Raw genomic sequence first — 23,445 nt, forward strand, 5'->3', positions numbered from 1 at the left:
GACAACATTCGCCGCATCGCCCAGTGCACACCACCATCCAGTCCCACAACGGAGTTCGCACAGATGCAGAACCACCAGCCGGTCCAGTCGATGAGCGGACTCCTGTTCGGCGTGGCCTACTACCCCGAGTACCACCTCACCGATCGGGTCGAGCTGGACCTCGACCTGATGCGCGACGCGGGCATCAACGTGATCCGCGTGGGCGAGTCCGTGTGGTCGACGTGGGAGCCCCGCGACGGCGAGTTCGACCTGGAGTGGCTGGCGCCGGTGCTCGACAGCGCCCATCGCCGCGGCATCCGCGTGATTCTCGGAACACCGACGTACGCGGTGCCCCCGTGGCTGCAGGTCGCGCATCCCGAGATCGCCGCCGAGCGGCGCACCGGCGAGCGAATCCCGTGGGGCGCGCGGCAGGAGGTCGACTTCAGCCACCCGGTCTTCCGAACGCACGCCGAGCGGGTCATCCGTGCCGTCATCGAACGCTACGCCGGGCACCCCGCCGTGATCGGCTACCAGGTCGACAACGAGCCGGGCATGGAGCTGTTCCACAACGACCACGTCTTCGAGGGCTTCGTGCAGCGGCTGCGCGAACAGTACGGCGACGTCGAGACGCTCAACCGCGAATGGGGCCTCACGTACTGGTCGCACCGCCTCGGCGACTGGTCGCAGCTGTGGCGGCCCGACGGCAACACCTTCCCGCAGTACGACCTCGCGTGGCGGCGGTATCAGGCCGAGCTCACCACCGAGTTCATCTCGTGGCAGGCCGACCTCGTGCGTGAGTACCGCCGGCCCGGCCAGTTCGTGACGACCTGCCTGCAGTACGGACGGCCGGCGCTCGACGACGAGCGGTTGTCGCGCGCCCTCGACATCACGGCGGGCAATCCCTACTACGGCATGCAAGACCACCTGGATGCCTCGCTCGAGCGGCCGCAGCTCAGTCACTGGACCACGACCGGGGTCGCCGCGCTCTTCCGGCAGGCAGACCGCATGTACGCGTCGAAGCAGGGCCGGTACCTCGTCACCGAGACCAATGCGCAGTCGATCGGCCACTCCGACACGAACTTCCCGCCGTACCCCGGACAACTGAAGCAGGCGGCCTACACCTTCATCTCGCGGGGCGCGGCGATGATCGAGTACTGGCACTGGCACACGCTGCCGTATGGCATCGAGACCTACTGGGGCGGCGTGCTGCCGCACAGCCTCGAGCCCGGCCGCGTCTACGCCGAGGTGGCCGAGATCGGCGCCGAGCTGTCGAAGATCGGCACGACGCTCGACGGGTTCGAGCCCGACGCGGATGTCGCGATCCTCTGGTCGAATCCGAGCCGCTTCGCGCTGCAGTTCTCGCCGCCGTTGCGCGTCGGCGGGGCACCAGACGGCGAATCATTCGAGCGCATCGTCGACGCGTTCCACCGCGGCGCGGTCGAGACGGGGCGGCAGGCACGTCTCCTGCACCTCGATCAGGCTGCCGAGCTCGGTGCAGCCGCACTCGCCGACCGGTTCCCGGTGCTGGTCGCCGCGGGCGTCTACGTGACCTCCGACGATGAGCTGCAACTGCTGCGCGACTACGTGTCGGCGGGCGGCCACCTCATCGTCGGCATCCGCACGGGCTACGCCGACGACGAGGCACGTGCCCGTGTCGAGGTCGCCCCGCCCCGCCTCGCCGACCTCGCGGGCACCCGCTACGAGGAGTACTCGAACCTCGACGACGAGGTCGCGGTCGTGAGCGAGTCCGACGAGCTGCACCTCGACGGCGCCGCCGCGCGCCTGTGGATCGACGGCCTCATCGCCGACGACGCCGACGTGCTCGCGCGATACGAGCACCCGCGATTCGGCGACTTCCCGGCCGTCACGAGTCACGCTGTCGGCGACGGGCGCGTCACCGTCCTCGGCTGCGTGCCCAACCGCGCGCTCGCGGGCGGCATCGTCCGCTGGGCGGCGGGCGAAGGGCCCGGCCACGAGCTCGCCGGGGAGACCGCATCGCCGGTCTCCGTGGCATCCGGCTCACTGCCCGGCCGACGCCGCGTGTGGTTCGTCTTCAACTGGGGGTGGGAGCCGCAGGTCATCACGATCGCGGCCGACATCGCCGACACCGTCACCGGAGAGCGACTCCAGACGGGCACCGATGTCTCACTGCCGGCCTGGTCGGCGCGGACCTTCGTCAGCCAGTGAGCGCCAAGGGATCGTGTGATCCATCCCAACCACAGAAAGAGTGATCATGAAGAAGGCACGGAGAACAGCAGTGACGCTGGTGGGCGGCGCCGTCTCGATCGGCATGCTCCTGACCGGGTGCACCCCGGACGCCGGTGGCGGCACGACCGACGGCCCCATCACCGACGAACAGCGCGAGGAGGCCCTCAGCACCCCCACCGAGCTCACCTTCTGGACGTGGGTTCCCGACATCGAGAACGAGGTCGCCCTCTTCGAGGAGAAGTACCCCGAGATCGACGTGACCGTCGAGAACGTCGGCCAGGGCCTGCCGCACTACCAGAAGCTGCGCAGCGCGATCGAGGCGGGCGAAGGGGCTCCGGATGTCGCGCAGATCGAGTACCAGTACATCCCGTCGTTCGTGCTCCCCGAGTCGTTGCTCGACCTGAGGCCCTACGGCGCCGACGACCTCTCGGGCGAGTACGTGGACTGGGCGTGGAACCAGGTCTCACCCGACGATCCGGTCTGGGCGATCCCGCAGGACGTCGGCCCGATGGGCAACCTCTATCGCGAGGACATCCTGGCGCAGGCGGGCATCACCGAGCCACCCGCGACCTGGGACGAGTACGCGACGGCGGCCCAAGCCGTGAAGGAGGCCACGGGCTCGTACATCTCGAACCTCGGCGCCACCCAGGCCGGCCAGATGATCGGCTTCTTCTGGCAGGCCGGGGTCAAGCCCTTCGGCTACGACGGAGAGGAGACGGTGAAGATCGACGTCAACAGCGACGAGGCCAAGGAGGTCGCGACCTACTGGACCGACCTGATCCAGCAGGATCTCATCTCGACCGACGTCGACTTCCAGGACGAGTGGTACCAGGGCCTCGCCAGCGGGAAGTACGCGGGCTGGCTCACCGCCGCCTGGGGTCCGATCTTCCTCCAGGGCACGGCCGAGGGCACGACGGGCCTCTGGCGGGCCGCGCCGCTGCCGCAGTGGCAGGAGGGCGATGAGGTCTCGGGCAACTGGGGCGGCTCGTCCGACGCGGTGCTCGCGGACAGCGAGAACCCGATCGCCGCGTACGAGCTCGCGAAGTTCATCAACAGCGATGAGGAATCGGCGATGAAGCTCGCGACGGAGCAGTTCCTCTTCCCGCCGCAGGTCTCGGTGCTGGAGGATCCCGCGTTCGTCGACCAGGAGTCGGAGTTCTACGGTGGCCAGCAGGTCAACAAGCTGTTCTCCGAGATCTCGGAGACGGTGGACACCGACTTCCAGTGGCTCCCGTTCATGGACTACGTGTACTCGAGCTACGAGGAGACGATCGGCACCGTCATCGCCGACAAGGGCGACATCGCCGCGGCGCTCGACGAGTGGCAGGACCAGCTCGTCGCCTACGCGGAGGACCAGGGCTTCACCGTCGAGTGAGCCCGTGAGGCGCCCGCCGCACCGCACCGCACCGCGGGCGCCTCACGCCCCTGGCCCGAATCCACGATCAGAAGGAGCCGCCATGTCGCAAACCCCGGCGCTCAGAGCCGAGCGCCCCGCCGCACCGCCGTCGCCGTCAGTTGCCAGGCGCGGTGCGAGCACGGCGAAGCGCAAGCAGTACCGTGCCGCCTACCTCTTCCTCCTCCCGTTCTTCGTCGTGTTCATCACGATGCTCGTTGTACCCCTCGTCTACTCGGGTTACCTGAGCCTGTTCGAGAGCAAGCTCATCGGCGGCGACGTCTTCGCCGGCCTCGCGAACTACGTTCGCGCCCTGCAGGACTCCGCGTTCCTGGCGAGCATCGGCCGTATGGGCCTGTTCTTCGTCGTCCAGGTGCCGATCATGCTCGGCCTGGCGCTGTTCCTCGCCCTCGCGCTCGACACGGGCCGCGCTCGCGGCTCGAAGGGCGTGCGGCTGCTCGTGTTCATGCCGTACGCCGTGCCCGCGGTGGTCGCCACGCTGATGTGGGGCTACCTGTACGGTCCCGACTTCGGTCCGATCGCCCAGATCGCGCGGGGCGTCGGCCTCGGCACGCCCGACTTCCTCTCGCCCGAGAACATCCTCGGTTCGATGATGAACATCGTCACGTGGGAGTTCGTCGGCTACAACATGATCATCATGTACGCGGCGCTGCGGTCGATCCCGGGCGAGCTCTACGAGGCGGCCGAGATCGACGGCGCCGGCCAGTGGCGCATCGCGTGGAGCGTGAAGATCCCCGCGATCCGCCCGGCGATCCTGCTGACCGTGATCTTCTCGATCATCGGCACGTTCCAGCTCTTCGCCGAGCCGAGCCTGCTGAACGCGATCGCGCCCGATGCCATCACGAACTCGTTCACGCCGAACTACTACGCCTACAACCTCGCGTTCATCAACCAGGAGCTCAACTACGCGGCCGCGATCGCGTTCCTCCTCGGCATCTTCATCGCGATCGTGTCGTACATCGTGCAGCTCAGCACACAACGGCGTGAGCGCCGCGAGAGGGGGATGTCATGACCTCGCTCGACACGCGGGCCGCCGTGGCCATCGACGACGATGCCGCAGGCAGGCGTCGCGCGAAGCGCAGCTTCGACCCGAAGAAGCGACGCAGCGTGCTGCTCACGGTGCTGCTCTGGCTGTGCGTGCTCTACTTCGTGCTGCCGCTCTGGTGGCTGCTCGTCTCGGCGACGAAGGACAACTCCGCGTTGTTCTCGACGTTCGGCCTGTGGTTCGGCGGCGGCTTCTCGTTCGCCGAGAACCTGGAGACCCTGTTCACCGTGCGCGACGGCATCTTCACGCGGTGGCTCGTGAACACGCTCGTGTATTCGCTCACGGCCGCCGCCGGCGCCACGCTCCTCGCGACCATGGCGGGATACGCGTTCGCGAAGTACGACTTCCCGGGCAAGAAGGCGCTCTTCAGCGCCACGCTCGGCGCCGTGATGATCCCACTCACCGCATTGGCGCTGCCGACGTACCTGCTGTTCTCGCAGGCCGGCCTGACCGATACGCCGTGGGCGGTCATCATCCCGTCGCTCGTCTCGCCGTTCGGGGTGTACCTCATGCGCGTGTACGCGGCGGACGCCGTCGACGACAGCCTCATCGAGGCGGCCCGCGTCGACGGCGCCGGCGAGTTCCGCATCTTCTGGCAGGTGGGACTTCGCCTGCTCGGACCGGGCCTCGTCACCGTGTTCCTCTTCTCGCTCGTCGCGACCTGGAACAACTACTTCCTGCCGCTGATCATGCTGAACACCTCCGACCTGTACCCGGTCACGGTGGGCCTCGCGCAGCTCCAGGCGGCGGCCTCGGCGGGCGGCGGGTCGCAGGCGTTGTTCTCGACGGTCATCACCGGGTCGTTCGTCTCGATCCTCCCGCTGATCGTCGCCTTCCTGTTCCTGCAGCGCTACTGGCAGTCGGGGCTCGCGACCGGCAGTGTCAAGGGCTGAGCGGATGCCCCGCGACCATCACCCACGAGGAGGACAGACGTTTGATCTGGTACGGCGGCGACTACAACCCCGAGCAATGGCCGAGGGACGTGTGGGACGAGGACGTGCGCCTCATGCAGCGCGGCGGCATCACGCTCGCCACGGTCGGGGTGTTCTCGTGGGCTCGCCTCGAGCCGCGCGAGGGCGAGTACGACTTCGGGTGGCTCGACGAGCTGCTCGACCTGCTGCACGCGAACGGCGTGCGCGTCGACCTGGCCACCGCCACCGCGTCGCCGCCGCCATGGCTCGCGCTGCGGCATCCCGAGACCCTGCCCGTGACCGTCGATGGCGTGCGGCTCGGTGTCGGCAGCCGGCAGCAGTACTGCCCGAGCTCGCCCGTGTATCGCGCGAAGGCCGGCGAGCTCGTGCGGCGCCTCGTCGAGCGGTACGCCGGCCATCCGGCACTCGAGCTCTGGCACGTCAACAACGAGTACGGATGCCACGTGAGCCACTGCTACTGCGAGGTGTCGGCGGCCGCGTTCCGCGAGTGGCTGCGCGTGAAGTACGGCACGGTCGAGGAGCTCAATCGTGCGTGGGGAACGGCGTTCTGGTCGCAGCGCTACGACGCGTTCGAGGAGGTCGAGCCGCCGCGCGCCGCCCCGACGTTCAAGAACCCGACCCAGCTGCTCGACTTCGACCGCTTCTCGAGCGACGAGCTGCTGGCCTGCTACCTGGCGGAGGTCGGGGTGATCCGTGCGGGATCCGGCGTGCCGATCACGACGAACTTCATGGGCTTCTTCAAGGCGGTCGACTACTGGGCGTGGGGCGCCGCACGTCGACATCGTGTCGGATGACACGTATCCAGACCCCGCGGATCCGATCTCGCCGGCCTACGCGGCCATGGTGCGCGACCTCATGCGGTCGCTCGGCGGGGGAGCGCCGTGGCTGCTCATGGAGCAGTCGCCGAGTGCGGTGAACTGGCGGGCCCGGAATGCCGTGAAGGCGCCGGGCCAGATGCGGGCGTGGTCGCACCAGGCGGTGGCGCGCGGCGCCGACGGCATCCTGTTCTTCCAGTGGCGGCAGTCGGCGGCCGGGTCGGAGAAGTTCCACTCGGGGATGGTGCCGCACGGCGGCACCGACACCCGGGTGTGGCGCGAGATCGAGCAGCTCGGCGCCGAGTTGCGGCAGCTGTCGGGTGCGGAGCCGGGGGTCGAGGGAAGCCGGGTCGCGGCGAGCGTCGCGATCGCGCTCGACTGGCACAGCTGGTGGGCGGTCGAGCAGCCCGCGTCGCCGACGACCGTCTCGTACGTCGAGACCCTGTTCGCGTGGCATCGGGCGCTCACGTCGCTCGGCGTCACGGTCGACTTCGTGCGTGCCGACGCCGACCTCTCGGCGTACCGCGTCGTCGTCGTGCCGACCCACTTCGTCGCCACCGATGCGCAGCTCGAGAGCCTTGCGGCGTTTGCCGAGGCGGGCGGCACCCTCGTGGTCGGCTTCGGCACCGCGATCACCGATCAAGACCTGCACGTGCGACTGGGCGGTTACCTCGGCGAGCGGCTGCGGCAGGTGCTCGGCGTCTGGATCGAGGAGTTCGCGCCGCCCGCCGCGCCCGATCTGCGGGCGGCTGGCGGCGGTGCAGCGCCTCCGGTGGCGTTCGAGGGCGAGCTGCTCGGCGGCAGCGTGAGCGGCAGTGTCTGGAGCGAGTTCGTGCGCGTCGATGGCGCGGAGGTCGTGGCGACCTTCACAGCGGGCGCGCTCGCCGGGTGGCCAACGGTGACACGACGCGCAGCCGGCGAGGGAAGCGCGTGGTACGTCGCGACCCTCCCCGAGCCGGCGGCATTGCGCCGGCTCGTCGAGCACGTGCTCCGCGGGGCCGGCGTCGAGCTGCCCGCGCCGGTCACGAGCGGCGAGCGGGTCGAGGTCGTGCGCCGTGGTGAGCTGACCTTCGTCATCAACCACGGGGCGGATGCCGCGGAGCTTCGGCTCGACGGCACCGACGTGCTCACCGGGTCGCCGGCGGCGGGCCTGGTGCTCGGGCCGCAGGGGGTCGCGATCGTCAGGCGGTGAGCACCGCCCCCGCCCGGCCGGGCCCCATCACGCGGCTCACGCCGAGCCGCTCCAGGGCGCGGGCGCGAGCACCCAGCACACCTCGGCCGGTGCGTCGTCCTCGGCGTGCCAGGTGTGCGGCTCCCGGCCGGGGAACGTCAGGGCGTCACCGGTCTCGAGTCGCACCGAGCGGTCGGCGAATCGCACGGTGACCGCCCCCGCGATGACGTGGAGCACTTCGATGTCGCAGTTCACGGTGTAGAGCTCGTGCCCACCGTGTGCGCCGGGTTCGAGGGCGGAGCGGATGAGCTGCACTCGCGATTCGCCGCGCGGCGACATGAGGAGCTCGCTGACGCCGACGCCGCCGAGGTTGATGTGGGGTGCGTCGGCGTGCGTGATGCGCTGGATCTCGGGTTCGGCGAAGAGCGCGCCGACCGGCAGCGAGAGCACTTGGCACAGCTGCACGAGGGTGGCGACGCTCGGCGAGGTCTCGTCGCGTTCGACTCGGCTGAGGAATCCCTTGCTGAGTCCGCTCGACTCGGCGACCTGGGCGAGGGTGAGCCCCTGTGCGATGCGAGTGCTCCGCAGCTTCGCGCCGATCGGGGTGCCGATCGCGTCGGCGCTGGGGTGGATGGGACGCATGAGGTCTCCTCCCTTGACGGCGGCGGCGACCGCGGCATACAGTGGCCGCAGGTTTTCTCAACAGTACTGAAAGTTTCGTAATATGCAACCTACTCCCGAAGAGCCGCGCGACCGCGACATCCGCGGCCCCGTCGATGCGAGCGTCGTACCGCGCTTCGCCGGCATCGCGACCTTCGCCCGCCTGCCGCGCCTCGACGAGGTCGGCCGGGCACACGTCGCGATCGCCGGCGTGCCGTTCGACAGTGGCGTGAGCTACCGGCCGGGCGCCCGGTTCGGCCCCGCGCACGTGCGAGAGGCCTCGCGGCTCCTCCGCCCCTACAACCCCGCACAAGACGTCTTCCCGTTCGGTGCGCAGCAGGTGGCGGATGCCGGCGACATCGTCGCCAACCCATTCGACATCGCCGAGGCGGTGCGCCAGATCGAGGCGGGTGCGCTCGATCTCGCCCGGCACGCCGACAAGCTCGTGGCGATCGGCGGCGACCACACCATCGCGCTGCCGCTGCTGCGCGCCGTGCACGCGAAGCACGGCCCCGTCGCGGTGCTGCACTTCGACGCGCACCTCGACACCTGGGACACCTACTTCGGCGCCCCGACCACGCACGGCACGCCGTTCCGACGTGCGTCGGAGGAGGGTCTCATCGACCTCACGGCGAGCATGCACGTCGGCATCCGCGGCCCGCTGTACGCGAAGAGCGACCTCGACGACGACGAGCGACTCGGGTTCTCGATCGTCACGAGCGAGTACCTCGAGGAGAACGGCCTCGCCGCCGCGATCGACCGCATGCGCGCCCGCATCGGCGATGCGCCGCTGTACATCTCGATCGACATCGACGTGCTCGACCCCGCGCACGCCCCGGGCACCGGTACCCCCGAGGCCGGTGGGCTCACGAGCCGCGAGCTGCTGCGCATGATCCGATCACTCGCCGACCGCAACATCGTCGGCGCCGATGTCGTCGAGGTCGCCCCCGCGTACGACCACGCCCAGCTCACCGCAGTCGCGGCGAGCCACGTCGCCTACGAGCTCATCAGCGCCATGGCGCCGCGCGCATAGCCCTTCCGACGCGCCCGACACCCGACACCCGACACCCGACACCCGACAGAAGAACCCGAGGCGAAGGAGCCGCACCGATGACCGACCAGACCGAACCGAACCGCGAGGCGGTGCTGGCCGCGGCATCCGAGATCGTCGACGCCTTCGCCGCGACCGACGGCGAGCGCTACTTCGCAGCCTTCGCGCCCGAGGCGACGTTCCTGTTCCACACCGAGCCCGAACGGCTGGCCGACCGGGCCTCGTACGAGCGGCTCTGGGCGGGCTGGGTCGAGGGCGGCTGGCGCGTCGTCTCGTGCACGTCGAGCGACCCGCTCGTGCAGACGTTCCCCGGCGGCGCGGTGTTCACGCACTCGGTCGCGACGACCGTCGACACCGGCGGGGGCACCGAGTCCTACCGCGAGCGCGAGACGATCGTCTTCCGCGTCGAAGGGGCGACGGATGCCGCCTCGCCGCGCCTCATCGCCGTGCACGAGCACCTCTCTCCCATGCCCGACGCGGCCCACGCGTCCTGATGGCCACCCGAACCCGACCCACCACTCAACGAGGAGACCTGGCAATGTCGCTCTACTCCCGCCTCGAGCAGTACCTCGAGGAACACTCCGATGACGCCGGCCCCGTGCGGGGCACGCTCTCGCTGCCGCGCATCGGCATGATCTGGCTCGCCGCGAACCTCGTGGTGACGACCCTGCTCACCGGCACGCTGTTCGTGCCGGGCGTCGACTACGGCCTCGTCGTCGTGCTGATCATCGTCGGCACGATCATCGGCGCCGCGGTGCTCGTGACGGTGGGCAACATCGGCACGCGCACCGGCCTGCCCACGATGGCGCTCACGCGCGGGCCGTTCGGCACGCGCGGCAGCCTCCTCCCGGTGGCCGCGAACGTGGTCATCCTCATGGGCTGGAGCTGGGTGCAGGCGATGCTCGCCGGCATCGCGCTCGACTTCCTCGTGGCATCCGTCACCGGGTTCTCGAGCCCGATCATGTTCGCGGTGCTCTGCCAGACCCTCGTCGTGATCCTCGCGATCTTCGGCCACACGGGAATCGCTCGCGTCGAGCCGTGGCTCGCCGTGCTCATCCTCGGCATCATCGCGTACATCTTCGTCGTCGCGTTCACGACGTACGCTCCGGCCGAGTTCGTCGCGATCCCGGCCGATCCGTCGATCGGCTACACGCCCATCCTCGTACTCGACGTGGTCATCGCCACGGCGATCTCGTGGACGGTGCTCTCGGCGGACTTCAACCGCTTCGCGAGGTCGAGCAAGGCCGGCATCATCGGCTCGGGAGTGGGCTACACGCTCTCGACGGTCGTCTCGATGACCGTCGGCGCCACCGCGATCGGCTACGTCGTGCTGTCGGGCGGCGAGGCCGTTCCGTTCGACCCGGTGACGATCGTCGAGCCGTTCGGCGCTCCGCTCGCGGTCGTGATCTTCCTGTCGGTGATGGCCACGAACACGATGGTCGTCTACGGCATGGTCACCACGATCGTGAACGCCGTTCCGGGCGGCAAGAAACTGAAGTTCCTCCCGACCGCGCTCATCGTGGGCGTCATCTCGATCGTCGGGTCGACCTGGTTCGGCCTGCTGAACCAGTTCACGACGTTCCTCGTCACGATCGGCGCGCTCTTCGCACCCGTGTTCGCGATCATGATCGCCGACTACTACATCGTGAAGCGCGGCGCCTACACGCCCGACATCCTGCGCGCCCGCGACGGCCGATACTGGTACTTGGCGGGCGTGAACTGGGGCGCGGTCGTCGTGTGGCTCATCGGTGCCGTCGCGGCCTACGTCTTCACCTACGTGTGGCCGACGTTCGTCGGTGCGACGATCCCCGCATTCGTGATCACCTTCGTGCTCTACCTGCTGGTGTCGCTGCGCGAGCGCTCGTCGACGCCACAAGTGAGGAGCGAGCATCTCGCGGATGCCACGACGGAGCCCGCCCCGCATGCGTGACCTGAGCCATCCGGTACGCACCGGCATGCAGGTGTATCCCGGCGACCCCTCCGTCGACCTGACGCCGGCGCTGGACCTCGAGCGCGACGGCGCCGCCGTCACGTCGCTCCACCTCGGGTCGCACACCGGGACCCACGTCGACGCCCCCGCGCATACCGTGCCGGGCGGGCGGACGATGGACCTGGTCGCGCTCGAGGAGCTCGTCGGCGAGGCGCTGCTGATCCGGGTTCCGGGGCTCGCCGACGGGGCGACCATCGGCATCGCCGACCTCGGCGAGCTGCCCGACCGGGTGCCGTCGATTGTGGTCGTCGACACCGGGTGGGCGCGGCACTTCGGCACCGAGCGGGCGCTGCGGCATCCGGCGCTCGGTGTCGACGCGGCGCGCCTGCTCGCCGAACGGGGCATGCACGTGCTCGGCGTCGACGCCCTGAGCCCCGATCCCACGGATGCCGCCGGCACGACCGAGTTCCCGGTGCACGAGGTCGTGCTCGGCGGCGACGGCCTCATCGTCGAGAACCTCACTGGGCTTGACGGGCTTCCACCGCGCGTGCCGATCGGCGTGTTCCCGATGCGGCTCGCCGGCGACGGCGCGCCGGCCCGAGCGGTCGCCTTCGTCGGCTGAGTCACTCGGGCTGGTTGCCCGCCGCGCCGTTGATCGTGAAGGGCGTCGAGACGCCCTCGTACATGACGTGGGCGATGAGGCCGTCGACCGCGTGGGGGAGGGTGTGGCAGTGATCGCTCCAGATGCCGGGGTTGTCGGCGACGAAGGCGATCTCGTACGACTCGCCGGGGTGCACGTCGAGTGAGTCGACCCACCATGGGCTGCCCGACGCGGCCTCGCCGTCGCGAGACAGCACCACGAAGTGGTGGCCGTGCAGGTGCATCGGATGCACCTCGCCCGACTCGTTCGCGATGCGCATCACCACGATCTCGCCCTCTCGCACGTGGAACATCGGCACGTCGGGGAACATGCGTCCGTTGATCGTCCAGAAGTTGCCGGGGCGGCCGTCGATGATGCCGAATCGGCGGGCGATCACGTAATCGTACGTACGGTCGGGCGCCGTCGGGTCGAGGCCGAGCGGAGCGGGCGTCCCGTAGGCCAGCAGGTCGAGGGTCTCCGAGGGCTGCGGGCCCGGCCGCACGGATGCCGCGGGGTCGCCGACCAGGATGCGGCGCGCACCGCCCACGTGCAGACCCACTGAGCCGTGCTGCGGCGACCGCACCGAGACATCCGCTCGACCGCCGGCCGGGATGAGCAGCCGCTTCCCGTCGATGTCCGTCGGCCCGTTCACGTCGCGCCCGTCGGTCGCGACGACGCGGAACGGCGACTCCGACCACACGGCGGCCGTGCCCTGGTCGGTGTTGATCACGCGAACCCGCACGGTCGCGCCCGGCGGCGCCTCGACGCGCTCGTCGGAGACCCGCCCGTTGAGGGTGTGCTGCCCGCCGTAGACGTGCAGCAGTGCGGTGACGTCGAGGTTCGCCGCCGCATCCGACGACGCTGGGTCGACGACGATCGCGCCGAGAAGGCCACGCACGACCTGGTCGTGCGACACCTGGTGCGAGTGGTACCAGTACGTGCCGGCATCCGTCGCCTCGAAGCGGTAGACGGCATGGCCGCCGACCGGCACGGCGTCTTGGGTGATGCCCGCCACCCCGTCGGCCGCGTTCGGCACGTCGATCCCGTGCCAGTGCAGCGTCGCGCCGGCGCTCACCGACTCGTTCACGAACCTGACCTCGACGAGGTCGCCCTGCCGAGCCCGCAGCTCGGGTCCCGGCGACGAGCCGTTCACGGTGTACCCCTCGACCGAACGGCCCCCGGGCACGTCGATCGTCTCTTGCCGGGCGACGAGCTCGACGTGCACGTCGGCGGTGCGGTCGGGGTCGGCCGTCAGTGCGGTCACGCTGACCTCGCCTGCGGCACCAAAGACGTCGGATGCCGCCGCCCCGCCGCCGGCGCCCACGCCGCGCTGCGCATGGCCCGAGTGCCCATCGTGACCGCCGCCACTGTGCCCGTCGCCCATGGTCATGACCGAGTACTCGCCGAGGAGCGTGGAGCTCCACGCGAGCGCGCCGGCGCCGAGCGCGGTCACGACCGCGACGCCCACGACGGCGCGCCGCACGAGCTCACGCCGCGACGGCATCGGGGCTCGCCCCCTCGGCGCGCGCGGGCGACGCGTCGGTCGCGTCGGCGACCCGCCCTCGCCGTGAGCGCAGCGCGGCGATCGACGCCGTGGCCACGACGGCCAGCGCGTTCGCCCCGTGAATCAGTCCGAGGTACGGCATGTCGGTGATCGAGAATCCGAGGGTGACCTGCAGGGCGACGAGTCCGAAGACGATCGCCGCCCACAGCCTGGCCCCGCGCACTCGCACGAAGAACGAGACCACGAGCAGCGTGAGCGCGAGCAGGGGGATGAGGCCGGCTCCCACCACTGCGTGGATCATGAACCCGAGTTCGCCGACGCCGCCCGCCTGGAAGCTCTCGAGGAGTGCCTTGTCGACGACGCCGCCCTCCGACACGAGGTTCAGCATGCCGCCGAACGCGAACGCGATCGCGGCGGCCTGCACGACGACGGCGCCCGCGACCGTCCAGGCGAGGCCGGTGTACAGCTTGCGCATGATGCCTTCTCCTTGGTGCGGCGCCGGTCGTGGCATCCGCTCGCCCCATACGTTCGTCGACCGCGCCGAGCACCGGAACGCAGCGAACCGGATGCCGCATGGTGGAGCGCCGCACAGTCGATGGGGGGTACCCGCTAAGGGGTGTCGGGGGAGACCCTCTCCCGAGAACGGCCGGACAGGAGGACGATGGGAACCGTGGACCGCAGGTGGGTGTGCCTCGCGACGCTCGGCCCGATCGGGGTCGCCGCGCTGGTGTACGTCGTCGTCATGCGCGGCTTCATCGACCCCGACGTCAACTCGGACCACGGCCTCGCCTGGCCGCTGCTCGGTGCGCTGCCGCTGTTCGTGTTCGGCATGTGGCTGCTCACGGTGTCGGCGTCGCGGATCGCGCTGCTCATCGCGCTCGGGTCGACCGCGATGCTCGTCGGGTCGGCGTACGAGACCTTCGTGCATCTCAACGTCGCGATCCTCGGGGAACCCTGGTTCCCGCTCGTCAACATGCTCGGCCTCACCGCCGATGCGGTGGCGACGTCGGCGCTGCTGGTCGTGTTCGCGACCTTCCCCGACGGTGTTCCGGAGCATCGGTGGCAGCGGATCGCGGTCATCTTCCTCTGGCTCCCGGTGCTGGCGGGCCCGCTCACCCTGCTCACGACTCCGCACGTCGTGATGTCGCAGTTCATCGGCATCAGCGGCGAGTCGATCCCCAACCCCTACTTCCTGCCGTCGCTCGAGTGGGCGGCCCCTGCAGTGCACTACCTGGTCGTCCAGTCGTGGGCGGCCGTCGCGCTCGGCGTCACCGTGCTCGCCTCCCGTGCGCTCTTCGGGCCGCCGGCGGTGCGCGTCCGTACCCGAGTCATGGCCCTGGCGGTCGGCTCGGCGATGGTGGCGTTCGCGCTGTGGACGTTCGTACCGGGCCTCTGGGGCGTCGAGTTCCTGGTCTACGCGTCGATGATCACCATCCTGGTCGCGGCGATCCACGGCATCCTGCGGTACGGCGCGTTCGACATCGGGCCGGGCGATCGCGGCGCGCGGGTCGAGCGCTCGTCGAACCTGCTCATCACGGTCGTCTACGCGGCCGGCGTCGCGACGCCCGGCCTGCTGCTCACACCCCCGCTCAGGACCGTGCCGGCGATCCTGCTCACGACCATCCTCGCGGTCGTGTTGCTGCCCGGCCGGAGCTGGATGCAGCGGCGGCTCCACCGCGCCCTGTTCGGCGACCGCGAGCGGCAGTTCACGATGCTGAGCGAGCTCGGCGCGCAGCTCGAACAGGCAGGTGACCCGCGCGAACTGCTCACGAGGCTTGCCGAGGCGGTCCGCGATGGACTCGATGCGTCGTGGGTGCGGATCCGGCTGGTGCCGACGGATGCCGCACTCGCCGCGTCGCCCGTCGGTGTCGCGGGCGATGCGGCCGGCGCCGAAGAACCCGCGCTGTCGTGCGACCTGGTGCGCGGCGATGAGACGCTCGGGCGCATCGAGGTCGGCGCGCGGCGTCGCGGCGAGTACAGCGACGCCGAACGCACCCTGTTGCGCACGGTCGCCGGCCAGGCCGCGGCATCCGTCGCCAATGTGCGCCTGACGGAGCAGCTCGCGGCGCAGCTCGACGAGCTGACCGCCTCGCGTGAACGGCTCGTGGCCGCTCAAGACGACGAGCGCCGGCGCCTGGAGCGAGACCTGCATGACGGCATCCAGCAGGACGTGGTGGCGCAGATCGCCGGGCTCCGGCTCGCCCGCAACAGGTTGCAGCGCGGCGAGCTGACGGCGGAGGAGCTCACCGAGCTGCAGGACCAGGCTCGCGAGACGCTCACCGACCTGCGGGAACTGGCCCGCGGCATCCACCCGCCGGTGCTGAGCGACAACGGCCTCGTCGCGGCGGTCGAGTCGGGCGTCGCGCGCTACCCGATCCCGCTGACGGTGGAGGCCGATGACGGCGTTCGCGCCGAGCGCTTCCCCGACGATGTGGAGACGACCGCGTACTACGTGGTGCGGGAGGCGCTCGCGAACACGGCCAAGCATGCGAACGCGACGCATGCCTCGGTCGGACTGGCGCGAGACGACGGGCACCTGCGCATCGCGATCAGCGACGACGGATGCGGCATGGGGTCGGTCGTACCGGAGTCGGCCGCCAGTGGCGGACTCGCGAACATCCGCGACCGGGTCGCCGCGCTGCGCGGCACGATACGGGTGTCATCCAGCGAATCGTCGGGCACCACCGTGCTCGTCGACCTGCCGGTCGACGGCGTCGCTCCCGCAGCAGGGCCGGGGGTCGCCGCCATTGGATGAATCGGATGCGCTGCGAGTCGTGATCGCCGAGGACAACTACCTCGTGCGTGAAGGGCTGCGCCGCCTGCTCGAGGACTCGGGCGAGATCGACGTCGTGGCCTCCACCGGCAACGCCACCGAACTGATCGACGCGGTGCGGCGGCTCGCCCCGCACGCGGTGCTCACCGACATCCGGATGCCGCCCGGCCATCACATGGAGGGCATCGAGGCGGCACGTGCGATCCGCGCCGCTCACCCCGACACCGGCGTGGTGGTGCTGTCGCAGCACGCGGACGAGAGCTATGCACTCGCACTCTTCGCCGATGGCTCGGCCGGGCTCGGCTACCTCCTGAAAGATCGCATCGGCGATCTCGAGGACCTCGTGCATGCCCTGCGCGAGGTGCGCGCCGGCGGTTCGGTGATCGACCCGCAGATCGTCGACACGCTCGTGCGGCGCCGCAGTGCCGCGGCGGCGAGCCCGCTCGCCGCGCTCTCGCCCCGCGAGCTCGACGTGCTGCGCGAGATGGCGCAGGGCAAGACGAACGCCGGCATCGAGCAGTCGCTCTTCCTCTCGTCGTCGACGGTCGAGAAGCATGTCAATGCGATCTTCACGAAGCTCCGCTTTCCCGAGACCGGCGTGCACCGTCGGGTCGCCGCGGTGCTCGCCTTCCTCCAGAACGGCGGGTGATCCGGGCGGGTGATTCAGGAGGCGCGGCGCATCGTGGAGCGACCGAACTCGGCGCCCTCGCGGCGTGCTGCGTCATGGGCTGACCTGCGCCCGAGGTCGGCGTCGGCGGTGGCGAGGTTCGGGCGGGAGGCGATCGACGAGACATCCGTGATTCCCGTCCAGCGCAGCCAGTCCTCGAAGTAGGGCTGCTGGAAGTCGCTGCCGAACGCGGACGGTCGCCCGTCGCCGTACACGGCGCTCGTGTACACGACGGCCGCGCGGCGACCGCCGAGCCGGCCGGTGTAGCCGGTCTCGGCGTCGAAGTCGAACACCATGCCGGGCTGGCTGACGACGTCGATGAACTGCTTGGCGATGTACGGGATGCCGGCGTTCCACATCGGCAGGCTGAACAGGTAGAGGTCGGCCGCCGCGAAGCGCTCGAACGCGAGCCGCGCGCGATGCCACGCCGTCTCCTGCGGCCCCATCGGCTGCTCGCCGGCGAAGACGCGCATCTTGGCGCCCGCGCCGTCGGGGCCGAACTCGGGCAGCGATCCGTCCCAGAGATCCCACTCGTCGATGGATGCCTCGGGGTTCGCGTCGCGGAACGCGTCGAGGAACACCCGCGCGATCGCGAGCGACTCGGATGCCTCGCCGCGCGGTGACGCGGAGATGTGCAGGAGTGTGGTCATGGCTTCGTCCTCTCTTGTGTGCGTGCGCACATAAATCGGTAGACGGCACCGTAGCAGATATGTGCGCACGCACACAAATACGGCTAGAGTGGGGCCATGCCCTCGCCCACTGACGCTGAACGCACCTGGGAGGCCGTGCTGCGCCTGCGCGCCGCACTGCTCCCGCGCCTCGACGGCGCCGTCGCCCGAGACGGCGGCATGCCGCTCAGCTGGTACGACGTGCTGCTCGAGCTGCGCGACGCGGGCGGCCGGCTCACCATGGGCCAGCTCGCCGAGCGCGTGGTGCTGAGTCGCACCCGCGTGAGTCGCGTCGTCGACGAGCTCGTCGGCGCCGGTCTCGTGGCCAGGGAGCCGAATCCCGACGACGGCCGCTCGGCGTTCGCGGCGCTCACCGCCGAGGGGCGACGCCGGTTCCTCGCGGCGGCTCGCGCCTACCTGCCGGCCATCGACCGTGAGTTCGCGGCGGTCGACGCCGGCCGCCTCGCCGACGTCGCCGACCGGCTCGAGGCCGTGCTCGAGGCCGTGACGGGCGACCCGCCTCGCCGTCGACGGGGCACCGAGGCCTCGCCCTAGCGAGCGGGATCGCGTAGATTCGCGCTGGTGCCACCGCCGGCGCCGAGTGAGTGACGAGGAGAACCAGTGTCCTACCCGCTGTACCCCGCCGACCCCAACGCCGACCCCGCCGAGCCGTTCCGGGACCTGGAGCCTGCGACCGCGACGGGCTCGCAGCCGACCGTCGAGACGCGACCTGAGGCCTTCGACGAGGTCGTCGACTCCCGCCCCCTCACGACCGAGCAGGTCATCGAGCGCCAGCGCGAGCAGTTCGGAGGTGTGAAGGTCGGATCGGCGTTCTTCGGCTGGCTCACCGCGACGGGCACCGCGGCCCTCCTCACCGGGATGCTCGCCGCCACCGGCGCCGCACTCGGCCTCGGCGTGATGGTCCAAGACCCGGGGGCCTCGGCCGGCGACGTTCCGCTCGATGCCGAGACCGTCGGCTGGATCGGCGCCAGCGCGCTCCTCGTGACCCTGCTCCTCGCCTACTACTGCGGCGGCTACGTCGCGGGGCGCATGGCCCGCTTCAACGGCGCCGTGCAGGGCCTCGCCGTGTGGGTGTGGGCGCTCGTCATGGCCATCGTGGTTGCGCTCGTGAGCGTCGGGCTCGGCAGCCAGTACGACATCCTCGGCGACCTGAACGCGTTCCCCCGGTTCCCCGTCTCCGACGGCGTGCTGACGATCGCGGGCGTCATCACCGCGGTCGTGGTCGCCGTCGCGAGCCTCGGCGGCGCCGTGCTCGGCGGTATCGTCGGCGTCCGCTACCACCGGCGCGTCGACCACGCCGGCCTCGAGGGGTAGCCACCGCTCCCGAGCGCGCTCGTCGGCGGCTCGATCGGGTCCGGCGGTTCGGTCAGGTCCGGCGGGTAGAGTGAGGCCGGCCAGCCGTCGGCCCCGCGTCCCACGCGCTCCGGCGAGCAGCGCCGGCTCGAGGCATCCGTCTCGCCCTCCCTCTCTCTGCAAGGACCCCCGTGAGCCTGATCCGCCTGAACGACGTGAGCATGGAGTTCGAGGGGCGACCCGTCTTGCGGGAGGCGTTCCTCAAGCTGCGGCAGGGCGACCGCATCGGCCTCATCGGCAAGAACGGCACGGGCAAGACGACGTTCCTCGAGCTCGTGCTGGGGCGGCAGGAGCCGACCGGCGGCACGGTCGACGTCTCGCTCGGCACCACCACCGGGTACTTCTCGCAGTTCTCCGAGCTCGACGGCGAGCAGACCACCCACGAGACCCTCAGCGCCCACTTCGCCGCCGTGCACGAGACGCAGGCGCGCCTCGACGAGATCGGCATGCAGCTCGCCGAGCCGATGACGGATGCCGCGATGACGCGCCTGCTCACCGAGCAGGGCGAGCTGTTCGAGCGCATGGACGCGGTCGGCGGCTGGACCTACGAGAACACGATCGACACCGTGCTCACGAGCCTCGGCTTCGACGAGGAGCGGCGGCACCTTCCCGTCGACCGGCTGTCGGGCGGATGGCGCAACCGCGCCGCGCTCGCGCTGATCCTCGTGCAGGCGCCCGACGTGCTGCTGCTCGACGAGCCGACGAACTTCCTCGACCTCGACGGCGTGCGCTGGATCGAGGGCTGGCTCGGCGGATTCACGGGCGCGGTGCTCGTCGTCTCGCACGACCGGCAGTTCCTCGACGGGGTCGTCGACCGCATCGTCGAGATCGAGAACCACCGCCTTCAGGAATATGACGGAAACTACTCGGCGTACGTGCACGCGAAGCAGTCGCGCCTGAAGATGCTCGAGCGCCAGTTCGCCCACGAGGAGGAGCTGCTCGCCTACGAGCAGGCCGCGTCGACCGCCCGTCGCGAGGCCGCCCGCAACCCGTCGAACGCGGTCGCGCGCCGGCTCGCGGACATCAAGAAGCGGCAGGCACCGCGCCCGATCGACCAGATCATCACGGGCATCTACGAGGGGCTGCGGGTCAGCAACGACCTGCTCACCGTGACGAACCTCGCGAAGGGCTTCAACGGCACGCCGCTGTTCGAGGGGCTCTCGTTCAGCCTGCACCGCGGCGACCGCGTGGCGGTGCTCGGATCGAACGGGTCGGGCAAGTCGACGCTGCTCGACGTGCTCACGGGCGAGACCGAACCGGACGCCGGTACGGTGCGCTGGGCCAAGGGAGTGCGGTTCGTGTCGTACAACCGGGTCTACGCCGAACTGAACCTCGACGACACCGTCGGCCACGCGGTGAACGCCTACCCCGATTCGCTCGCGTTCACCGCGACGAAGAAGAGCGTGAACCGGTTCCTTGCGATGCTGCAGTTCTCCGACGCCGACCTGCAGCAGAAGATGGGCACCCTCTCGGGCGGTCAGCGTGCCAGAGTCGCGATCGCGCAGTGCCTGCTCTCGGGCGCCGGGGTCATCGTGCTCGACGAGCCGACGAACCACCTCGACATCACGTCGACGCAGGTCATGGAGCGGGCGCTCACGCACTTCCCGGGGGCCGTGATCGTGGTGTCGCACGATCGGTTCTTCGTCGACAAGCTCGCCGACCGGCTGCTCATCTTCGACGGCGGGCCGCGCGTCACCGAGACGGCGGCGACCGGCGCGCTCTGAGCGCGGCCGGCGCCGCACTCACTCGGTGACCGGGTAGGTCAGGCGGGGTCGATGCGCAGCACCGTCGGCGACTCGCCGATCGTGAGGTCGTCGACGACGCGGATGCCGCGAGCGAGCTCGTCGACGGCGCCGATGACGGTGCCGAACCGCTCGCGATCGCTGCACACGGCCGTGACGCTCACGAAGTGCGAGCCGAGGTCCCACGTGTACGTCGCGAAGGGCGGAGTGCGAGCCTCCAGCGGAAGCGGCATGGCGAGCCTCTCGCCGACGCCGAGGTAGGTGCTGCGGAACTCCTCGGTGTCGTTGTACTCGATCGGCATCGATGCGCGGGCGATCCGCAACTGCGGTGTCGCCGCCTGCACCTGGGCCATCACCACGAGCAATTCGGGGTCGGCCCTCCAGACCCACGCGAGCACTCGCCCGCCCGCCTTGCGCATGAGGAACGGGACGGCCTGGCTCACCGCCCAGGCGCTGAAGCCGCCGCGCGGACCCGACGGCGTCGCGGCGGGCCCCAGGGCTTGCGACAGGAGCATGCGGATCGCCGCCTTGCGGTGGCGGCGACCGCGGAATCCGAGGGAATCGGTGACGGGCACCCATCGGGATCGATCGGGATCCGCCTGGAGTCGGGTCATGCTCCCAGCCTACGAGCCGACGAGAGCCGCCGCCTCGACGATGGCCGCCGCGAACGCGTCGACTACTTCATCGCGGCCGACTGCGCGGCGAGCCAGTCGGCGAACGTCGTCGTCGACAGCTGGGCGCCGTCGCTCAGCGGCACGAGTTCGGTGCCCGTGAGCTTTGTGCCGAAGTAGGGCGCCTCGGGGTCGCCGATGACGGTGCGGGTGTCGCCCTTGGCGGCGAGGCCCCGGCGGATCAGCTCGTCCTGAGCGATGCGCTCGGGCCCGCCGATCTCGAGCGTGCCGTTGATCGGGTCGCCGGCGGCGACGCGGGCGACGGCGCCCGAGACATCCGCTGCCGCGATCGGCTGCATGAGCCCCGTGCTGAGACGTGCGGTGCCGTCGACGGTCGCCTCGTCGGCGATGCGCCCCACGAATTCGAAGAACTGCGTCGCCCGCACGATCGAATACGGCAGGCCCGACTCCTCGATCAGCTTCTCCTGGGCGACCTTCGCACGCAGGTACCCGCTGTTGGGCAAGCGCTCGGCACCGACGATGGAGAGGGCGACGTGGTGGGCCACGCCCGCCTCGCGCTCGGCCGTGAGCAGGTTCGTGGTCGAGGTCGTGAAGAACGCGAGCACGTCGTCATCGGCGAACGATGGCGAGTTCGAGACATCCACCACCACGTTGGCGCCCACGAGCACCTCGGCGAGCCCCTCGCCGGTGATGGTGTTCACGCCCGAGTTCGGCGACGCGGCGACGGCATCGTGGCCGTGCTCGGCGAGGTGCTCGACGACCTTGGATCCGATGAGGCCGGTGCCTCCGATGACGACGATCTTCATGATTGGGTGCCTTCCGTCGGGGCTGCGGTGGTTCCGCTGCCGTCACCCAGCTCTGACCGGGTGGCCGCTCGATCTGTGACGGGGTCGCGTCATCCGGGCTCATTCGAGGGCGGGGCGCCGACGGTTCCAGTGGGCGAGCTTGCGGGGCGCGGTCGAGAGCCACAACGCCTCGATCGTCTCGGTGCCCTCGATGCTGAGCACGCCGAGCACCGCGCCGTCGTGCCGGCGCAGCGCGACTCCGCTCCGTCCGTTGACATGCACGATGTGGAGCGACGCTTCCGGATGTCTCGCCAGTCGCTCTCTCAGGACGCGAGTGACGTGCGCGCGCCCGTGGAGGTCACCGCCGGTGTCGTCACCGCTGTCGACCACCAGGCGTACGTCGGGGTTCAGCACGCTCGCCAGCGCGAGGTCATCCCACTGTTCGAGGGCGACCAGGAGGCGAGCGGCGGGGTCATGAGGCTGCACGAGAGGTCACGGCGCCGAGCTTGTGGGGGTTCATCATCCAGAGCACCTGCTCGATGCCGACCGTTGAGGCGACGACGGTGAGCACCGCGAACGTCGTTCCCTCCTTCGAGAGCAGCATCGAGGGCCGGCCGTTGACCTCGGCCTCGGTGATCTCCACGCCCACCCAGAAGTGCGTGTGGAAGGCGCGGATGTACTTCGCGACGACGGCGCGGCTGCGCACGGGGAACTTCGAGGCCCGTACGACGCCGCCCCCGTCGGAGTACGACACGACGTCTTCCGCGAACAGCCGCTCGAGCTCGACGAGGTCGCCGGTCTGCGCGGCGCTGACGAACGCGGTGAGCAGCCGCCGCTGTTCCTGCTGCGATACCTCGCGTCGACGCTCGCCGGCGAGGTGCTTGCGCGCGCGACTGACGAGCTGGCGTGCGGCAGCTTCCGAGAGCTGCACGATCTGGGAAATCTGGTCGTACGGGTAGGCGAACGCCTCACGCAGCACATAGGCGGCCCGCTCGGTGGGTGTGAGCCGCTCGAGCATCACGAGAACGGCGACGCCGAGCGCCTCGGCGCGTTCGGCGCCGAGGGTCGGATCGCCGCTCGTGTCGACGGGTTCGGGCAGCCACGGGCCGATGTAGGTCTCGCGACGGGCGCGCGCCGATTGCAGCGCGTTGATCGCGAGACGAGTCGTCGCCGTGGCGAGAAAGGCCGGGGCGTTCTGCACGACCGAGCGGTCGGCGCCCTGCCAGCGCAACCAGGTCTCCTGCACGATGTCCTCGGCTTCAGTGGCGCTGCCGAGCATGCGGTAGGCGATGCCGAACAGCCGCCCGCGCACGCCTTCGAAGACGGCGAGCGCGTCATCGAGGTTCGCATCCATGTCGTTTCCTGTCAGTCGGAGGGCGGGCGCATCCGCCCCTTCCAGCTGAGACCGGATGCAACGCGCCGATGTGACACATCCGGGCGATTCTCCGCCGGATG

At 70.3% G+C, this 23,445-nt stretch carries 23 protein-coding genes; 15 read left to right on the plus strand and 8 right to left on the minus strand.

Annotation, left to right across the window (positions count from 1 at the left end):
- Window positions 1–63: 63 nt before the first annotated feature.
- From QFZ26_RS12455 to QFZ26_RS12480, 6 genes are all read left to right on the plus strand, one after another.
- Window positions 64–2,166 carry a beta-galactosidase gene (locus QFZ26_RS12455; RefSeq protein ID WP_307042552.1) on the plus strand — a complete coding sequence of 701 codons (2,103 nt, stop codon included), beginning with the start codon at window positions 64–66 and terminating at the stop codon, window positions 2,164–2,166.
- A gap of 46 nt (window positions 2,167–2,212) precedes the next feature.
- Window positions 2,213–3,562 carry an ABC transporter substrate-binding protein gene (locus QFZ26_RS12460; protein WP_307042554.1) on the plus strand — a complete coding sequence of 450 codons (1,350 nt, stop codon included), beginning with the start codon at window positions 2,213–2,215 and terminating at the stop codon, window positions 3,560–3,562.
- A gap of 82 nt (window positions 3,563–3,644) precedes the next feature.
- Window positions 3,645–4,613: a carbohydrate ABC transporter permease gene (locus QFZ26_RS12465; RefSeq protein WP_307042556.1), complete on the plus strand. Its 969-nt coding sequence runs from the start codon at window positions 3,645–3,647 to the stop codon at window positions 4,611–4,613.
- Window positions 4,610–5,539 (plus strand): carbohydrate ABC transporter permease, encoded by a 930-nt coding sequence (locus tag QFZ26_RS12470; RefSeq protein ID WP_307042557.1) that lies wholly within the window; start codon window positions 4,610–4,612, stop codon window positions 5,537–5,539. Before QFZ26_RS12465 ends, QFZ26_RS12470 begins: the two co-directional genes overlap by 4 nt.
- A gap of 41 nt (window positions 5,540–5,580) precedes the next feature.
- Window positions 5,581–6,372, plus strand: coding sequence for a beta-galactosidase (locus QFZ26_RS12475; RefSeq protein ID WP_307042558.1), 792 nt, complete (start codon window positions 5,581–5,583; stop codon window positions 6,370–6,372).
- Window positions 6,362–7,585, plus strand: coding sequence for a beta-galactosidase (locus tag QFZ26_RS12480; RefSeq protein WP_307042560.1), 1,224 nt, complete (start codon window positions 6,362–6,364; stop codon window positions 7,583–7,585). Before QFZ26_RS12475 ends, QFZ26_RS12480 begins: the two co-directional genes overlap by 11 nt.
- Before the next feature lie 36 nt (window positions 7,586–7,621).
- Here QFZ26_RS12480 and QFZ26_RS12485 read toward each other — a convergent pair whose 3' ends face one another.
- On the minus strand, window positions 7,622–8,206 hold the full coding sequence (locus QFZ26_RS12485; RefSeq protein ID WP_307042562.1) for a helix-turn-helix domain-containing protein: 585 nt from the start codon (window positions 8,204–8,206) through the stop codon (window positions 7,622–7,624).
- An 82-nt stretch (window positions 8,207–8,288) separates the two neighbouring features.
- Here QFZ26_RS12485 and speB point away from each other — a divergent pair, with 82 nt between their 5' ends.
- The 4 genes from speB (at window position 8,289) to QFZ26_RS12505 (ending at window position 11,827) form a co-directional block, all read left to right on the plus strand.
- Window positions 8,289–9,257: an agmatinase gene (gene speB, locus QFZ26_RS12490; RefSeq protein WP_307042563.1), complete on the plus strand. Its 969-nt coding sequence runs from the start codon at window positions 8,289–8,291 to the stop codon at window positions 9,255–9,257.
- Window positions 9,258–9,334: 77 nt separating this feature from the next.
- A complete protein-coding gene (locus QFZ26_RS12495; RefSeq protein ID WP_307042565.1) occupies window positions 9,335–9,769 on the plus strand; it encodes a YybH family protein in 435 nt (144 codons plus the stop codon).
- Window positions 9,770–9,813: 44 nt separating this feature from the next.
- Complete coding sequence (locus QFZ26_RS12500; RefSeq protein ID WP_307042567.1) at window positions 9,814–11,205, plus strand: purine-cytosine permease family protein; 1,392 nt, start codon at window positions 9,814–9,816, stop codon at window positions 11,203–11,205.
- Complete coding sequence (locus QFZ26_RS12505) at window positions 11,198–11,827, plus strand: cyclase family protein (RefSeq protein WP_307042570.1); 630 nt, start codon at window positions 11,198–11,200, stop codon at window positions 11,825–11,827. Before QFZ26_RS12500 ends, QFZ26_RS12505 begins: the two co-directional genes overlap by 8 nt.
- Window position 11,828: 1 nt before the next feature.
- Here QFZ26_RS12505 and QFZ26_RS12510 read toward each other — a convergent pair whose 3' ends face one another.
- Together QFZ26_RS12510 and QFZ26_RS12515 are read right to left on the minus strand one after the other, a co-directional pair.
- Window positions 11,829–13,349 (minus strand): multicopper oxidase family protein, encoded by a 1,521-nt coding sequence (locus QFZ26_RS12510; protein ID WP_307042573.1) that lies wholly within the window; start codon window positions 13,347–13,349, stop codon window positions 11,829–11,831.
- Window positions 13,333–13,824 carry a hypothetical protein gene (locus tag QFZ26_RS12515; protein WP_307042575.1) on the minus strand — a complete coding sequence of 164 codons (492 nt, stop codon included), beginning with the start codon at window positions 13,822–13,824 and terminating at the stop codon, window positions 13,333–13,335. Before QFZ26_RS12515 ends, QFZ26_RS12510 begins: the two co-directional genes overlap by 17 nt.
- A gap of 186 nt (window positions 13,825–14,010) precedes the next feature.
- Here QFZ26_RS12515 and QFZ26_RS12520 point away from each other — a divergent pair, with 186 nt between their 5' ends.
- Window positions 14,011–16,104, plus strand: coding sequence for a sensor histidine kinase (locus tag QFZ26_RS12520; RefSeq protein ID WP_307042577.1), 2,094 nt, complete (start codon window positions 14,011–14,013; stop codon window positions 16,102–16,104).
- Window positions 16,097–16,771: a response regulator transcription factor gene (locus QFZ26_RS12525; RefSeq protein ID WP_307042579.1), complete on the plus strand. Its 675-nt coding sequence runs from the start codon at window positions 16,097–16,099 to the stop codon at window positions 16,769–16,771. The genes QFZ26_RS12520 and QFZ26_RS12525 overlap by 8 nt, the downstream gene beginning before the upstream one ends.
- Window positions 16,772–16,785: 14 nt before the next feature.
- Here QFZ26_RS12525 and QFZ26_RS12530 read toward each other — a convergent pair whose 3' ends face one another.
- A complete protein-coding gene (locus QFZ26_RS12530) occupies window positions 16,786–17,439 on the minus strand; it encodes an FMN-dependent NADH-azoreductase (RefSeq protein ID WP_307042581.1) in 654 nt (217 codons plus the stop codon).
- Between the two features lie 96 nt (window positions 17,440–17,535).
- Here QFZ26_RS12530 and QFZ26_RS12535 point away from each other — a divergent pair, with 96 nt between their 5' ends.
- The 3 genes from QFZ26_RS12535 (at window position 17,536) to QFZ26_RS12545 (ending at window position 20,555) form a co-directional block, all read left to right on the plus strand.
- On the plus strand, window positions 17,536–18,012 hold the full coding sequence (locus QFZ26_RS12535) for a MarR family winged helix-turn-helix transcriptional regulator (protein ID WP_307042583.1): 477 nt from the start codon (window positions 17,536–17,538) through the stop codon (window positions 18,010–18,012).
- A gap of 66 nt (window positions 18,013–18,078) precedes the next feature.
- The gene (locus tag QFZ26_RS12540) at window positions 18,079–18,792 is read left to right on the plus strand and encodes a hypothetical protein (RefSeq protein ID WP_307042585.1); all 714 of its coding nucleotides are present in this window, start codon (window positions 18,079–18,081) and stop codon (window positions 18,790–18,792) included.
- A gap of 170 nt (window positions 18,793–18,962) precedes the next feature.
- Window positions 18,963–20,555 (plus strand): ABC-F family ATP-binding cassette domain-containing protein, encoded by a 1,593-nt coding sequence (locus QFZ26_RS12545; RefSeq protein WP_307042587.1) that lies wholly within the window; start codon window positions 18,963–18,965, stop codon window positions 20,553–20,555.
- Window positions 20,556–20,593: 38 nt separating this feature from the next.
- On the opposite strand, the gene QFZ26_RS12550 is transcribed toward QFZ26_RS12545, so the two are convergent.
- The 4 genes from QFZ26_RS12550 to QFZ26_RS12565 all read right to left on the minus strand — a co-directional run bounded on the left by QFZ26_RS12550 (window position 20,594) and on the right by QFZ26_RS12565 (window position 23,344).
- Complete coding sequence (locus QFZ26_RS12550; protein ID WP_307042589.1) at window positions 20,594–21,187, minus strand: hypothetical protein; 594 nt, start codon at window positions 21,185–21,187, stop codon at window positions 20,594–20,596.
- Window positions 21,188–21,249: 62 nt separating this feature from the next.
- Window positions 21,250–22,011: an SDR family oxidoreductase gene (locus tag QFZ26_RS12555; RefSeq protein ID WP_307042591.1), complete on the minus strand. Its 762-nt coding sequence runs from the start codon at window positions 22,009–22,011 to the stop codon at window positions 21,250–21,252.
- A gap of 99 nt (window positions 22,012–22,110) precedes the next feature.
- Window positions 22,111–22,476, minus strand: coding sequence for a hypothetical protein (locus tag QFZ26_RS12560; RefSeq protein ID WP_307042593.1), 366 nt, complete (start codon window positions 22,474–22,476; stop codon window positions 22,111–22,113).
- A complete protein-coding gene (locus QFZ26_RS12565) occupies window positions 22,463–23,344 on the minus strand; it encodes an RNA polymerase sigma-70 factor (protein WP_307042595.1) in 882 nt (293 codons plus the stop codon). Before QFZ26_RS12565 ends, QFZ26_RS12560 begins: the two co-directional genes overlap by 14 nt.
- Window positions 23,345–23,445: the final 101 nt, after the last annotated feature.

This window comes from Agromyces ramosus (genome assembly GCF_030817175.1).
Classification (GTDB): domain Bacteria; phylum Actinomycetota; class Actinomycetes; order Actinomycetales; family Microbacteriaceae; genus Agromyces; species Agromyces ramosus_A.

What these genes read in the sequence shown, in the direction of transcription:
- QFZ26_RS12550 (WP_307042589.1), bottom strand. Translation starts at nt 21,187, where the DNA reads ATGACCCGACTCCAGGCGGATCCCGATCGATCCCGATGGGTGCCCGTC.
- speB (WP_307042563.1), top strand. Translation starts at nt 8,289, where the DNA reads ATGCAACCTACTCCCGAAGAGCCGCGCGACCGCGACATCCGCGGCCCC.
- QFZ26_RS12485 (WP_307042562.1), bottom strand. Translation starts at nt 8,206, where the DNA reads ATGCGTCCCATCCACCCCAGCGCCGACGCGATCGGCACCCCGATCGGC.
- QFZ26_RS12510 (WP_307042573.1), bottom strand. Translation starts at nt 13,349, where the DNA reads ATGCCGTCGCGGCGTGAGCTCGTGCGGCGCGCCGTCGTGGGCGTCGCG.
- QFZ26_RS12470 (WP_307042557.1), top strand. Translation starts at nt 4,610, where the DNA reads ATGACCTCGCTCGACACGCGGGCCGCCGTGGCCATCGACGACGATGCC.
- QFZ26_RS12555 (WP_307042591.1), bottom strand. Translation starts at nt 22,011, where the DNA reads ATGAAGATCGTCGTCATCGGAGGCACCGGCCTCATCGGATCCAAGGTC.
- QFZ26_RS12535 (WP_307042583.1), top strand. Translation starts at nt 17,536, where the DNA reads ATGCCCTCGCCCACTGACGCTGAACGCACCTGGGAGGCCGTGCTGCGC.
- QFZ26_RS12465 (WP_307042556.1), top strand. Translation starts at nt 3,645, where the DNA reads ATGTCGCAAACCCCGGCGCTCAGAGCCGAGCGCCCCGCCGCACCGCCG.
- QFZ26_RS12530 (WP_307042581.1), bottom strand. Translation starts at nt 17,439, where the DNA reads ATGACCACACTCCTGCACATCTCCGCGTCACCGCGCGGCGAGGCATCC.
- QFZ26_RS12520 (WP_307042577.1), top strand. Translation starts at nt 14,011, where the DNA reads ATGGGAACCGTGGACCGCAGGTGGGTGTGCCTCGCGACGCTCGGCCCG.
- QFZ26_RS12500 (WP_307042567.1), top strand. Translation starts at nt 9,814, where the DNA reads ATGTCGCTCTACTCCCGCCTCGAGCAGTACCTCGAGGAACACTCCGAT.
- QFZ26_RS12505 (WP_307042570.1), top strand. Translation starts at nt 11,198, where the DNA reads ATGCGTGACCTGAGCCATCCGGTACGCACCGGCATGCAGGTGTATCCC.
- QFZ26_RS12565 (WP_307042595.1), bottom strand. Translation starts at nt 23,344, where the DNA reads ATGGATGCGAACCTCGATGACGCGCTCGCCGTCTTCGAAGGCGTGCGC.
- QFZ26_RS12455 (WP_307042552.1), top strand. Translation starts at nt 64, where the DNA reads ATGCAGAACCACCAGCCGGTCCAGTCGATGAGCGGACTCCTGTTCGGC.
- QFZ26_RS12495 (WP_307042565.1), top strand. Translation starts at nt 9,335, where the DNA reads ATGACCGACCAGACCGAACCGAACCGCGAGGCGGTGCTGGCCGCGGCA.
- QFZ26_RS12515 (WP_307042575.1), bottom strand. Translation starts at nt 13,824, where the DNA reads ATGCGCAAGCTGTACACCGGCCTCGCCTGGACGGTCGCGGGCGCCGTC.
- QFZ26_RS12460 (WP_307042554.1), top strand. Translation starts at nt 2,213, where the DNA reads ATGAAGAAGGCACGGAGAACAGCAGTGACGCTGGTGGGCGGCGCCGTC.